The following is a 12,040-nucleotide window of genomic DNA, read 5'->3' on the forward strand; positions in this document are numbered from 1 at the left end:
TTTACACTGCGTTAACAATTCTCTGGAGCTCTATTTACACTGAAAGCTTATCATGGGGAACGAAGATGATGAGAAGGAGACAACAGAAACTAATGAAATCCATCATTGACATAGAGAAGCTAGATCTCTACTATGAGTCATTCCATGCCCTGAAGAATGTGGATTTGCAGATTCCGGAGAAGCAGGTGACCGCTTTTATCGGACCTTCCGGCTGCGGGAAATCCACCCTGCTGCGTACCCTTAACCGTATGAACGACATGATTCCCGGAACACGTATTGAAGGTAAAGTGAATATCGGCGGCAAAAATATCTACAGCGACGAGATCGAAGTGGAGAGTCTGCGCAAGCAGGTGGGGATGGTGTTCCAGCAGCCCAATCCTTTTCCCAAGTCGATCTATGACAATGTGGCTTACGGCCCGCGCCTGCACGGTGTGAAGAGCAAAGCCGAGCTGGATGTCCTGGTAGAACAAAGCCTGCGCCAGTCTGCACTCTGGGAGGAAGTGAAGGATTTCCTCAAGAAGTCTGCCTTAAGCCTGTCGGGCGGCCAGCAGCAGCGTCTCTGCATTGCCAGAGCCCTTGCCGTACAGCCGGATATTCTGCTGATGGATGAGGCGACGTCTGCGCTCGACCCGGTGTCCACACTCAAGATTGAGGAGCTGGTCCAGGAGCTGCGGGATAAGTATACGATTGTAATGGTCACGCATAATATGCATCAGGCCGCCCGGGTATCGGGCCGCACCGTATTTTTCCTGAACGGCGTTATTGTGGAGGCTGCGGATACGGAGCTGCTGTTCTCGAACCCGAAGGACTCCCGCACAGAAGACTATATCTCCGGCCGCTTCGGCTAAGGGTAGCTGCTGCGTAATTCTCAGGTTCTCAGTTAAACCGAATTGACCATTTGTTTGTGAGGAGGATCACTTTCGATATGATTCGCAGAAAAGAATTCGATAAAGATCTGGAAGAACTGCGCTCCCTGCTGCAGCAGATGGGCGAGCATGTAACGGATGCACTCGATGGTGCGATACTGGCCCTGCAGACCCTGGATACGGTACGGGCCCAGGAGATTGTCAAAGCGGATCTGCGGCTGAACGCCATGGAAGACCGGATTATGGAGATCGGCTCACGGCTGATCATCACCCAGCAGCCGGTGGCGAAGGATCTGCGCCGTATTATTGTAGCCTTCAAAATCTCCAGCGACCTGGAGCGGATGGGCGATCTGGCACTGGATGTAGCCAAGGTGACGATGCGTATCCAGGGACAGCAGCTGATCAAGCCGCTTGTAGATATTCCGCGCATGGCGGAGCTTGTCACGATCATGACCACGGAGGCCATTCAGTCTTATCTGGACGAGAACACGGATCTGGCCTACAAAATGGCGCAGGATGACGATCAGGTGGACGGATTGTACAGTGCCATGATCAATGAACTGTATGCCTATATGGTGGAGAAGCCGGAGTCGCTGAATCAGGCAATGCTGCTGACCCTGGTTGGCCGTTACATTGAACGGATTGCCGACCATGCCACGAATATTGGCGAGAGTGTAGTGTATCTGGTTACAGGTAAACGTCCGGATTTGAACCAATAATTGCATAAAGTTGGCGCACAGACACAGCTTCGCAGAACTCTGTGCCCTGAACATCAGGCAGCAAGCCTCCTCCCCGGGGCTTGTTTTTTGTTAGGCTCTGTTAAAGTTTAATGCTGATAATTAAGTTATAAAAATGGAACTTCCATAAATTAGGAAGTTCCCGTTTTTGTTAAATTATCTATTATCTTTAATTGTCTTTTCCGTTCTTTCGTTGATGCATCTAAGGAATTATTAGTTAAGTTATTTACTACCCTTATTGCGTAATCACTGCAAACCATTGCATGTCCTCTCATATGTCCAGTTGCAATGGCCTGAGCAAATGAACGCGCGGAATACTTACTAACGTCAGATGTAGACTCTTTAGCTAATTCGTTAACGGTAAATCCAACTTTTCGTAAATCATAAGCTCTTATACTTCCATTGATTCGCTTGTTTAAAGTTTCTATGCCTAAATTTATACGTGAGTCATTTATTAAATGGTTATCGAGATTATTCAAGTATTGAGTTGCTACTTTTAAAGCCCATTGAGCAAGTAATTTCTGTGGCATTTTTTCCAATTCTTCTTCGATTTTATTTCTTAATTCATTGTTATCAAATATCTTAATTTTAGGGAGACTGTATGTAAATTCTTTCTCCTCTTTCTTTGTTTTCTGCTCGTGTTTATTCCATGCATAATCATCAATGTTCACTTCTATCTACTCCTGTTTTGTATTAAATTCCCTTTAATAATCAAGTCATTCATGCTCCAGTAAAATAATGTGACGTGGGGTACGTTACCCACTAATTCAGCAGACTTACGAAGAGATTATCCTTCTATTATACACTCAACAAACTTTTTTGCGTTCAGATAGTTCCTGCAGAACAGCTCCTGTCGAGGAAGAGGCAGTAAGAATATCAATTAAATACTCTTGTAGGGGGATGGGGCTTCTGGTCTCAGGTTCTGTTTTGTGCGGAGCATATGGTACTATGTAAGGAGAGAAAGCAAGAAAAAGGCGAGGTGCTAGTGTGGACAAGTTGATACTCATTGATGGAAATAATATCATTTACCGGGCGTTCTTCGCCATGCCGCCGCTGACGAATACAGCGGGACAGCAGACGAATGCGGTATACGGTTTCACGACGATGCTGCTGCGTCTGCTGGAGGAGCATAAACCGACACATATGATTGTGGCCTTCGACGCGGGGAAGATAACCTTCCGGCATGAAGGCTATGAGGATTATAAGGGCGGACGCCAGAAGACTCCGCCGGAGTTGTCCGAGCAGTTCCCGCTGCTGAAGGAGCTGCTGAAGGGTCTGGGGGTTCCGCAGTTCGAGATTGAAGGCTATGAGGCTGACGATATTATCGGTACGATCTCCCGGGAGGCGGATGCCGCCGGCCGTCAGGTGATGATTGTGTCCGGGGATAAGGACATGCTACAGCTGGCATCCGAGCATACCACCGTAGCGCTGGTGCGCAAGGGAGTTACGGAAGTGGAGCTCTACGGACCTAAGCAAATTCGTGACAAATATGATCTCACCCCTGAGCAGATCATTGATCTGAAGGGGCTGATGGGCGATGCCAGCGACAATATTCCCGGGGTGCCGGGAGTCGGGGAGAAGACAGCGCTTAAGCTGCTCCAGCAGTTTGGATCGGTGGAGGGCGTATTGGCTGGAACCGGTGAGCTGAAGGGGAAGATGAAAGAGAAGCTGGAAGAGCATGCGGACAGCGCCATTATGAGCAAAAAACTGGCGACGATCTACCGCGAGGTTCCGCTTGAACATACCTGGGAGGATATGGTGTTCAGCGGTATCCATAAGGATACTGCGGGGCCTGCCCTGGCGAAGCTGGAGTTCAAATCCCTGCTTGAACGCCTGTCGCTGAGCGCCTATTCGCATGCGGCGGACGGCCTGTCCGGTCCCGCAGCAGTGGAAGCGGAAGAGCTTACGATTACGATTGTTGACGAAGCCGGAATAGGCGAGCTGGTCCAGGCACTGCCGGGCATCTCCGCCCTGCATGTGGAATCGAACGGGGAGAACCCGCACCGTGCCGAAGTGATCGGCCTCGGGCTGTCTTCGCCGGAGCAGCATTACTTTGTGCCTTTTTCCCTGCTGAAGAGTAAGGCGGCAGCACCCCTGCGTGACTGGCTCGGCGACGAGCAGGCGCCGAAGAGCGGGTATGATCTGCACCGTGCCGATCTGGCGCTGCATTGGCAGGGGATTGCTTTTGCCGGAGCCGCGAATGATGTTCAGCTTGCCGCCTATCTGCTGGATCCGACCGAAGCGAGCCAGAATCTGAATGACCTGACTACGAAATACGGCCTGCCGCGCTTGTCACCGGATGAGGATGTCTTCGGCAAAGGGGCCAAATATCGGATTCCTGAGCTCCAGATTCTAGGTGAGCATGTTGCCCGCAAGAGTGCGACTGTGCTTGGCATTGTGCAGAAGCAGCAGGAGGAGCTGGACAAGACGGGGATGACCGGCCTGTTCCAGGACCTGGAGATGCCGCTGTCGCGGATTCTCGCTGATATGGAGAAGCAGGGTATTGCAGTTAACAAGGATGATCTTCTCCAGCTCGGCAAGGAATTTGAAGCCCAGATCTCCCGGCTGGTCACTGAGATCTACTCCTCCTGCGGAACCGAATTCAATCTGAATTCTCCGAAGCAGCTGGGCGAGGTTCTGTTCGAGAAGCTCGGTCTGCCGGTCGTGAAGAAGACGAAGACCGGATATTCGACGGATGCCGAGGTATTGGAAAAGCTTGCGCCTTATCATGACGCCGTACGCCTGATTCTGCAATACCGCACCCTGGCCAAGCTGCAATCTACGTATGTCGAAGGTTTAATGAAGGAAATTTCGCCGGAGACGGGCAAGGTGCATACCTTCTACCGGCAGACGATAGCTGCTACGGGCCGGCTCAGCAGCCAGTTCCCGAATCTGCAGAATATTCCGATCCGGCTGGAGGAGGGCCGCAAGCTCCGCAAGGTCTTTGTTCCCTCCGAACCGGGCTGGTCGATTCTGGCGGCGGACTACTCGCAGATCGAGCTGCGTGTGCTGGCGCATATCTCGGGCGATGAGCGGATGAAGGAAGCTTTTGTCGAGGATATGGATATTCATACCAAGACGGCGATGGACGTATTCGGCGTTCCTGCCGAGAGTGTGGACAGCAATATGCGCCGCTCCGCCAAAGCGGTTAACTTCGGCATTGTCTACGGCATCAGCGATTACGGCCTGTCGCAGAACCTGAACATTCCGCGTAAGGAAGCGGCCCGGTTCATTGAGCAGTATTTCGAAGTGTTCCAAGGCGTCCGCCGTTACATGGATGATATTGTGGTCGAGGCCCGCAAGCAGGGGTATGTCACTACTCTGCTGGAGCGCCGCCGTTATCTGCCGGAGATTAATGCGAAGAACTTCAATCTGCGTTCCTTCGCCGAACGTACGGCGATGAATACGCCGATTCAGGGAACCGCTGCGGATATTATCAAGCTGGCCATGGTTCATATGGACAAGGCGCTGCACGAGCGCGGCCTGAAGAGCCGGATGCTGCTCCAGGTGCACGATGAACTGGTGTTCGAGGTGCCGGAGGAGGAGCTGGAGCAGATGAAGCAGCTGTTGCCGGAGGTTATGGCAGGAGCGCTGCAATTATCTGTTCCGCTGAAGGCAGAGGTAAGTTATGGCAGCAATTGGTACGAAGCGAAATAGGCTCCCCGCACATGGCAGATATCCGGTATAATGGAGTGGAGGTGAGCCATAATGCCGGAATTACCGGAAGTCGAAACAGTCAGAAGAACACTTAATGAGTTAATTACAGGCAAGCAGATAGAGCATGTCACCGTCCGGCTGCCGCGGATTATTCAGCGCCCGGATGATATTCAGGCCTTTGCCCATATGCTGGCAGGCCATAGTGTAGTTACAGTGGAACGCAGAGGCAAGTTTCTGCGGTTCGTATTGGACGGGCTGGTCATGGTCTCCCATCTGCGGATGGAGGGCCGTTACGGAATGTACCGTAAGGGCGAGCCGCTGGACAAGCATACGCATGTTATTTTCCATTTCACAGACGGGACAGAGCTGCGTTATACGGATGTGCGCCAGTTCGGGACGATGCATCTGTTCCAGCCTGGAGAGGATCTGTCGCTGAAGCCGCTGAATAAGCTGGGGCAGGAGCCGCTGGATGCCGATTTCACGCTGGAGCGGTTCAAGGAGATTGTCACGAAGCGGAGCACCAAGATCAAGCCGTTGCTGCTCAATCAGGAATATATAGTAGGTATCGGCAATATTTATGTAGATGAGTCCCTGCACCGCGCAGGCATCCACCCGGAGGAGACCGCGAAGTCCCTCTCGGAAGATCAGCTGGCCAGGCTGCACCATGCTATTGTTGCGACACTGACCGAAGCGGTTAATGCCGGAGGGTCCTCGGTGAAGTCGTATGTTAACGGCCAGGGGGAGAGCGGGAACTACCAGGATCAGCACAAGATATACGGACGCAAGGATCAGCCGTGTGCCACCTGCGGCACGCTGATTGAGAAGAGTGTGGTCGGCGGACGGGGAACGCATTATTGTCCCACCTGCCAGCCGGTCCCCCTGCTGACGCTGTGATTTTTCGTAATTACAGCACAGCTTCTACAGCCCGTTTCCGGGCCAGCTGCACCTGAGTTATCCGGTTACATCAAAAGATAGGCACTCACTGCCCGTCCCGCCCATATAATGTGTGAAGATTGCTGATTACGGCGAAACGGAGTTCCGGTTAGGATCGCTTGATCCGCCGGCTCCGGTTCTTCACGGGAGGGATTGCGGGTGCTAAGCCCATTGTTGTCACTGCTGCTGCTTGCGTTTGCGCTTAGTCTGGATGGTTTTGGTGTTGGTATTACATATGGACTGCGTAAAATGAAAATTCCCTTGCTCTCGATTGTGATTATCTCACTCTGTTCAGGGGTGGTCATTTATGGTTCTATGCAGGTCGGCGTGCTGCTGGCCAGGGTGGTCTCGCCGCATGCCGCTTCCAGTGTCGGAGCGGTTATTCTCGTCTTAATGGGCTGCTGGTCCCTGTTCCAGATGCTGACGCAGAAAGAAAAGGAGCAGGAGGAGATCGTTCCAGCGGTAGCAGAGGGATATTCCGGGCGGGACGCGAGGCTGGAGACGGCCGCGGCCGTTCAGACGGTGGGGGCGGAATTAGAGGCAGAGCCGCTGAAGCCGGCCGTATTCTCTCTGGAGCTGCGCCATCTGGGCGTGGTCATTCAGATTCTCCGCACACCGTCTTCTGCCGATATGGACGCCTCGGGGAGTATCTCCTCCATGGAAGCCATGATCCTGGGCATAGCGCTGTCGCTGGATGCCTTCGGTGCCGGTCTTGGTGCGGCGCTGCTCGGATTCAGCCCGTGGACCACCTCGCTGATGATCGCTGTATTCAGCGGAACCTTTCTGTTGCTGGGGATGAAGACGGGACTGAGGTTGTCAGGCAGCTACTGGATGAAGCATGCTGCTGCGCTGCCCGCGATATTATTAATTGTTATGGGTATAATGAAGTTATTATGAGGTGAGTACATGATTATAGGCTTAACCGGAGGCATAGCTTCGGGAAAAAGCACCGTGTCTGCACTATTTGTCCGCAAGGGAGCTGCGCTGGTGGATGCAGATGTCATCGCCAGAGAGGTGATGCTCCCCGGACATCCGGTGCTGGCGGCGGCGGTGGAGGCTTTTGGAGACCGCATTCTGCTGCCTGACGGATCGCTGGACCGGGCGGGGCTGGGCGAGATTGTGTTCCGGGACCCGGAAGCGCTCCAGACTTTGAATAACCTGACCCATCCGGCAATCCGCAGGGAAATCAAGGACAGGATGTACGCACTGGAACAGGAGAAGCCGCAGCGGCCGGTCATTGTGGACATTCCGCTGCTCTACGAGTCAGAGCTGGATTCCCTGTTTGAACAGATTATTGTGGTCTATGTTCCGGGGAGGGTGCAGTTAGCCCGCCTCATGGAGCGCAGCGGAATGAAGCTGGAACAGGCTGAGGACCGGTTAAGATCCCAGATGGATATTGAACTGAAACGCAGGAAAGCAACTTATGTTATCGACAACAGCGGAGACTTGGAAGATACGGAGCGCCAGGTTGCCGGACTGTGGGACAGGCTGGTTCTGATATGATGAAGTGGCTGCGCAAAAAAAGAGTGCTGCTGCTGCTGTTCATTGGCTTCACAGCGATTCTGTTTCTCGGCTCCAACTGGATGTCCTGGTTTTATCCCATTTATTATAAAGAAGAGATCCGCCAGCACAGCCTCACATACGAGATGGACCCGTTCCTGGTGGCGTCCATCATCCGTGTGGAGACCAATTACAAGACCGGCCGCGAATCCAAAAAAGGCGCACTGGGACTCATGCAGCTGATGCCGGATACCGCCAAGTGGGCGCTGGAAAAGGCCAAGCTCCCCGAGGTGTCGCTGGAGCGGCTGAAGGAAGAGCCTTCATCCAATATTGAACTGGGCACCTGGTATTTGTCTACACTGTCCAAGCAGTTCAACGGCAACCGTATAGCGGTCATTGCCGCCTACAATGCCGGGCCCGGCAAGGTGCAGAGCTGGCTGGACGATGGACAGTGGGATGGAACCGAAGCTTCTGTGAAGAACATTCCGTTCGGTGAGACCCGTCACTACGTGCAGCGTGTGATTTATTATTATGATCAATACACCGAGCTCTACAGCGAGTTCTAGGGTGCTTATTATTTTGCTGCTGTCATGTAAAAAGAAGCATCAAACGGCCGGAGGCCGTTCGACACTTCTTAGGCAAGCTTATGTCGTTTGTGGACAGGTTATTTGTACTGACCTGCCAACTGCTGTTCAGCCAGGGTTACAAGACGTTTAGTGATGTAACCACCGATCGAACCGTTTTCGTAAGAAGTTTTATTGCCTTGGTATCCATCTGGGGAGAGGGTAATACCGAGTTCCTGGGCAACTTCATATTTCAGTTGTTCCAAGGCACCACGTGAGTTTGGAGCTACCAGGTTATTGGAGCTGTTGTTTTGGCTCATTGCTGTTCACCTCCTATCGGTTGGTAACAGTATTATGTGCCGGACATGCCATATTCATTACAACAAATAAACGGTGTTTTCTGGAAATTAACTTAAGCCCCCTACAGACCGGTTTCAACAGGGAACGGGGCCTGTCCATTCTAATGATAAGGAAGTGAAGAAGCTTATGAAATGCCCTTACTGCGATCACACCAATACCAAAGTCCTTGACTCACGACCGGCCAATGAGAATAAGTCCATCCGCCGCAGGCGGGAATGCGAGCTGTGCAGCCGCCGGTTCACCACCTTCGAGATGATTGAAGAGACCCCTCTGATTGTAATCAAAAAAGACGGCAGCCGTGAAGAGTTCAGCCGTGACAAAATCCTCCGCGGCCTGATCCGCGCCTGCGAGAAGCGTCCGGTCTCTGTAGAGCGCCTGGAGGTCATCGTATCCGAGGTGGAGAAAAGCCTGCGCGGCATCGCCCTCGCCGAGATTGAGAGCCGCCAGATCGGCGAGCTGGTCATGGAGCAGCTCTATCCTGTAGACGAGGTAGCCTATGTCCGCTTCGCATCCGTGTACCGTCAGTTCAAGGACATCAACATGTTCATGAAGGAACTGAAAGGACTGCTCTCTAAGAACACGGAGGAGCTGGACGGGCTGTAAGCTAAGGGAGTGAAGGGTGACGATGATGGCTTAGAGGGACTGGCCTTGGGGTTGAGGGGCCAGTTCCCGGGTGATGCGCTGGTCATCAAAATTAATTTTGAAAAAGTGTTGACACTGAAGGCGGATTTCTGTATTATATAGAAGTCGCCTACGAAACAAATTGATGAATAAGCGACTTGAGCCTACCGCTCAAGATGAATTTTAGAATACATAATGTAATTCTAAATTGGTATAATTGTAATAATATGGGGCCATAGCTCAGCTGGGAGAGCGCATCGCTGGCAGCGATGAGGTCAGGGGTTCGATCCCCCTTGGCTCCACCAATTTCATACGGACTCTTAGCTCAGTTGGTAGAGCAGTAGACTCTTAATCTATTTGTCCAGGGTTCGAGCCCCTGAGAGTCCATCACATGAAGAACGGCAGCGATGCCGTTCTTTTTTGCTGTTTCAGGGGATACGGATGATTAAGTGGGGATGACAATAGGGGCTTGAGATCCATTCCCGAACCGCGCCCCCAACCTAGAACCGCGAAATATGGTTTCCATCAATACCCTTCGGTTCTTAATGCCTGGAAAGGACTGCTACGGACCCCACAGCCCTTATTTTCTCTATTCAGCATAATTAAAAGGGCTAACGGACCGTATCGCGCTTATTGCTTCTTCACCATCCATATATGAGATGAAATCGAGTAAATAGCGCCATTTGAGTCCGTAAGCTTGGTGAAATTGTGCTTTTTGTAGAAATAGGCGCGCCCCGGTCCGATACAGCTGATTGATACCTCATTAGCTTTATAATTCATGCTCCAAAACATACGTTAAACTTTAAGGGGGGCTAATCTCCACAGTAAGAGTATCCCTTTGGAAGTGCTCCTGATTTTAAGTCAGGCAGCAACTTGTTAATATGCTCGATCGCTGTATCCTCCTCAAGCGATACTTTAAAGACTAGTGAGGGGCCGTCGAAACCAGGCAAAGGAGAAATCCATTCCACATCCCCCTGATGATATTGCATATGTTCTGCCAACGCCAGGGTATGGAGATATTATTCCATTCCATCAATGATGCATTCCACATAATAATCGTGATTCATAAATGGCCTCCCTTAATTGAAGGATAAATTAGCTGCTATTATGAATGATTACTCTATAATTATATTGTATAATGTAACGTGATACTTAACATAATAATGCACTCTTGATAGATGAGTAGGTGAGTTTTAATATAGTACATTGCCGTGAAAGGTCTGTCTGAGGTTAGACTTCAGGTTGAAGTGGAGGGACTATTGAAAAAGGATCGAATCCTGTCAGACGGAAAATATTACAGTAAATATATGATGGCGAGATATAAGGAATGAAGAGTAAAGGAATGGGGGATACCAGCGCTAATGGATAAACAAACCGCTCATGAACTAGTTGAAGATGATTATTCAATTGACGATATTCTTGAATCTGCAGGTATACTGACTCCTAACGAAGCAAAAGAACTGTCCGATAAGGTTCGGAGAATGCGTGAAGAAGAGTGGAATTGATAAAAGGGGAGAGTCCGATGACTAAGAACGAACAAGCCAGATTATTTAAAGTAACCCTAAGCGACTGGAACGGTGCAGTGCGTGGACGGCCTACCCGGAAGATTGCTATTTCTGCAAAGGCATCGTTGTACGATCTCGCGGCAGTTACGATTGAATCTTTTGATTTTGATCTGGATCATGCCTTTGGATTCTATGATAATCTCACAAACTGGGCACGCTCTGAGGAAGGCTATGAATCATTTGCTGATGTGGGGGCGGGGGATATGTTTCCCGGAGTGCAAAAAGCGAAAATCAGTAAAGTCTTTCATACTCCCAAACAAAAGATGCTGCTCTTATTCGATTATGGTGATGAGTGGAGAATGATTGTTCAATACCTGGGAGAAACGGAAGTGAAGCCGGGTCAGAAGCTGCCTATGATCACGGAGAGTAAGGGAGAGGCACCTGATCAATATGGCGGTTTTGATGATGATGAAGACGAAGAGGATGAAGAGGTATAACGGGTACGAAAGGCTTGTGCAAAACGCGCATCATGAATTCGGGAGCCGGAGAACAATGGAGGAATAACATATCCGTTGTAAACCAGGAACTCCCGGATCTTTTTATTTCCATGCTTATTTACAAACCGATGGTCGGTATATATAATCATAAACAAATATAATCTGAAGCAAGCTGGATGGAAGGGGAAGTTAGACTTGAAGAACGAAGATCGCCGGAAGCAAACCATCCGGCAGTTGCTGGATGCAACGAAGGAATTGCTGCGGGATAAGAGCTGTCATGCAATCACCTTAAAGGATATTATGGAGCAATCGCAATTATCGAAGGGTGCGATATTCCATTATATAAGGAGTAAGGATGAGATTTTTGCCTGGGTGCTGGAGGAGCGGCTTGAAGCTGTGAATGAACATTTTGAGGAAGAAGTAAGAGGTAGTATTGATAAAAGCTTCGACGGGCCGATGCATGCCATCGCCAGAAATCTTGCCGGATTGGAAGACAGCCATGAAGCGACCAACAAAGTGCTTCTATACCTGCTGGGTAAGGAGAATGAACCGGCGGTAGCGGAGGTGCTTGAGCATTTTCATGAGCGGTCGGTGTCTGTCTCCAGGGATTGGATTGCAACGGGGCAAAAGCACGGGGTGATCAAAGAAAACGTGAACCCTGATGAGACTGCGGAGCTGTTCGTCCTGCTGTCACTGGGTCTGCGTGTGCGTTCATCCCTGCGTACTTCATCTGAGGCCCTTTCAGCGAAAGGGGTATCGGATTTTATGGCCGGAATCCTGAAAAATTAAAGTTGAGGGAAG

The 12,040-nt window shown here is 50.8% G+C and carries 14 protein-coding genes, 2 tRNA genes and 1 pseudogene; 14 read left to right on the top strand and 3 right to left on the bottom strand.

Annotated elements, in window-relative coordinates; all coding sequences use genetic code 11:
* Window positions 1-92 precede the first annotated feature (92 nt).
* Both pstB and phoU read left to right on the top strand, forming a co-directional pair.
* The gene (gene pstB, locus MHH28_RS00160) at window positions 93-848 is read left to right on the top strand and encodes a phosphate ABC transporter ATP-binding protein PstB (protein WP_036695861.1); all 756 of its coding nucleotides are present in this window, start codon (window positions 93-95) and stop codon (window positions 846-848) included.
* A gap of 77 nt (window positions 849-925) precedes the next feature.
* Window positions 926-1,585, top strand: a complete 660-nt coding sequence (phoU, locus tag MHH28_RS00165) for a phosphate signaling complex protein PhoU (RefSeq protein WP_405110147.1) — start codon at window positions 926-928, stop codon at window positions 1,583-1,585.
* 149 nt (window positions 1,586-1,734) lie between these two features.
* Here phoU and MHH28_RS00170 read toward each other — a convergent pair whose 3' ends face one another.
* Together MHH28_RS00170 and MHH28_RS00175 are read right to left on the bottom strand one after the other, a co-directional pair.
* Window positions 1,735-2,274 (bottom strand): putative immunity protein, encoded by a 540-nt coding sequence (locus tag MHH28_RS00170; protein WP_405110150.1) that lies wholly within the window; start codon window positions 2,272-2,274, stop codon window positions 1,735-1,737.
* Between the two features lie 56 nt (window positions 2,275-2,330).
* Window positions 2,331-2,553: pseudogene (locus MHH28_RS00175) on the bottom strand (hypothetical protein); the annotation flags it as partial.
* 37 nt (window positions 2,554-2,590) lie between these two features.
* On the opposite strand from MHH28_RS00175, the gene polA reads away from it, so the two are divergent.
* The 5 genes from polA to MHH28_RS00200 all read left to right on the top strand — a co-directional run bounded on the left by polA (window position 2,591) and on the right by MHH28_RS00200 (window position 8,259).
* Window positions 2,591-5,260 carry a DNA polymerase I gene (gene polA / locus MHH28_RS00180; protein WP_405110153.1) on the top strand — a complete coding sequence of 890 codons (2,670 nt, stop codon included), beginning with the start codon at window positions 2,591-2,593 and terminating at the stop codon, window positions 5,258-5,260.
* A 51-nt stretch (window positions 5,261-5,311) separates the two neighbouring features.
* Complete coding sequence (mutM, locus tag MHH28_RS00185) at window positions 5,312-6,154, top strand: DNA-formamidopyrimidine glycosylase (protein ID WP_405110156.1); 843 nt, start codon at window positions 5,312-5,314, stop codon at window positions 6,152-6,154.
* Between the two features lie 198 nt (window positions 6,155-6,352).
* The gene (locus MHH28_RS00190; protein ID WP_405110159.1) at window positions 6,353-7,090 is read left to right on the top strand and encodes a manganese efflux pump; all 738 of its coding nucleotides are present in this window, start codon (window positions 6,353-6,355) and stop codon (window positions 7,088-7,090) included.
* Between the two features lie 9 nt (window positions 7,091-7,099).
* Complete coding sequence (gene coaE, locus MHH28_RS00195) at window positions 7,100-7,696, top strand: dephospho-CoA kinase (protein ID WP_405110162.1); 597 nt, start codon at window positions 7,100-7,102, stop codon at window positions 7,694-7,696.
* The gene (locus MHH28_RS00200) at window positions 7,696-8,259 is read left to right on the top strand and encodes a lytic transglycosylase domain-containing protein (RefSeq protein ID WP_405116749.1); all 564 of its coding nucleotides are present in this window, start codon (window positions 7,696-7,698) and stop codon (window positions 8,257-8,259) included. Before coaE ends, MHH28_RS00200 begins: the two co-directional genes overlap by 1 nt.
* Before the next feature lie 98 nt (window positions 8,260-8,357).
* Here MHH28_RS00200 and MHH28_RS00205 read toward each other — a convergent pair whose 3' ends face one another.
* On the bottom strand, window positions 8,358-8,576 hold the full coding sequence (locus MHH28_RS00205; protein WP_042126012.1) for an alpha/beta-type small acid-soluble spore protein: 219 nt from the start codon (window positions 8,574-8,576) through the stop codon (window positions 8,358-8,360).
* Between the two features lie 166 nt (window positions 8,577-8,742).
* Here MHH28_RS00205 and nrdR point away from each other — a divergent pair, with 166 nt between their 5' ends.
* The 7 genes from nrdR (at window position 8,743) to MHH28_RS00240 (ending at window position 12,028) form a co-directional block, all read left to right on the top strand.
* On the top strand, window positions 8,743-9,219 hold the full coding sequence (gene nrdR / locus MHH28_RS00210; protein ID WP_405110167.1) for a transcriptional regulator NrdR: 477 nt from the start codon (window positions 8,743-8,745) through the stop codon (window positions 9,217-9,219).
* Window positions 9,220-9,228: 9 nt separating this feature from the next.
* The gene (locus MHH28_RS00215; RefSeq protein ID WP_405110170.1) at window positions 9,229-9,360 is read left to right on the top strand and encodes a hypothetical protein; all 132 of its coding nucleotides are present in this window, start codon (window positions 9,229-9,231) and stop codon (window positions 9,358-9,360) included.
* Between the two features lie 106 nt (window positions 9,361-9,466).
* A tRNA-Ala gene (locus MHH28_RS00220) sits at window positions 9,467-9,542 on the top strand.
* Between the two features lie 9 nt (window positions 9,543-9,551).
* Window positions 9,552-9,624 (top strand) — tRNA-Lys (locus MHH28_RS00225).
* Window positions 9,625-10,598: 974 nt separating this feature from the next.
* Window positions 10,599-10,742, top strand: coding sequence for a hypothetical protein (locus tag MHH28_RS00230; protein ID WP_405110173.1), 144 nt, complete (start codon window positions 10,599-10,601; stop codon window positions 10,740-10,742).
* A 17-nt stretch (window positions 10,743-10,759) separates the two neighbouring features.
* Window positions 10,760-11,239, top strand: a complete 480-nt coding sequence (locus MHH28_RS00235) for an IS1096 element passenger TnpR family protein (RefSeq protein ID WP_405110176.1) — start codon at window positions 10,760-10,762, stop codon at window positions 11,237-11,239.
* A gap of 195 nt (window positions 11,240-11,434) precedes the next feature.
* Window positions 11,435-12,028: a TetR/AcrR family transcriptional regulator gene (locus MHH28_RS00240; RefSeq protein ID WP_405110179.1), complete on the top strand. Its 594-nt coding sequence runs from the start codon at window positions 11,435-11,437 to the stop codon at window positions 12,026-12,028.
* The last annotated feature ends 12 nt before the right edge of the window (window positions 12,029-12,040 follow it).

The organism is Paenibacillus sp. FSL K6-1217 (assembly GCF_045040735.1).
In the GTDB taxonomy this organism is placed as follows: domain Bacteria; phylum Bacillota; class Bacilli; order Paenibacillales; family Paenibacillaceae; genus Paenibacillus_AQ.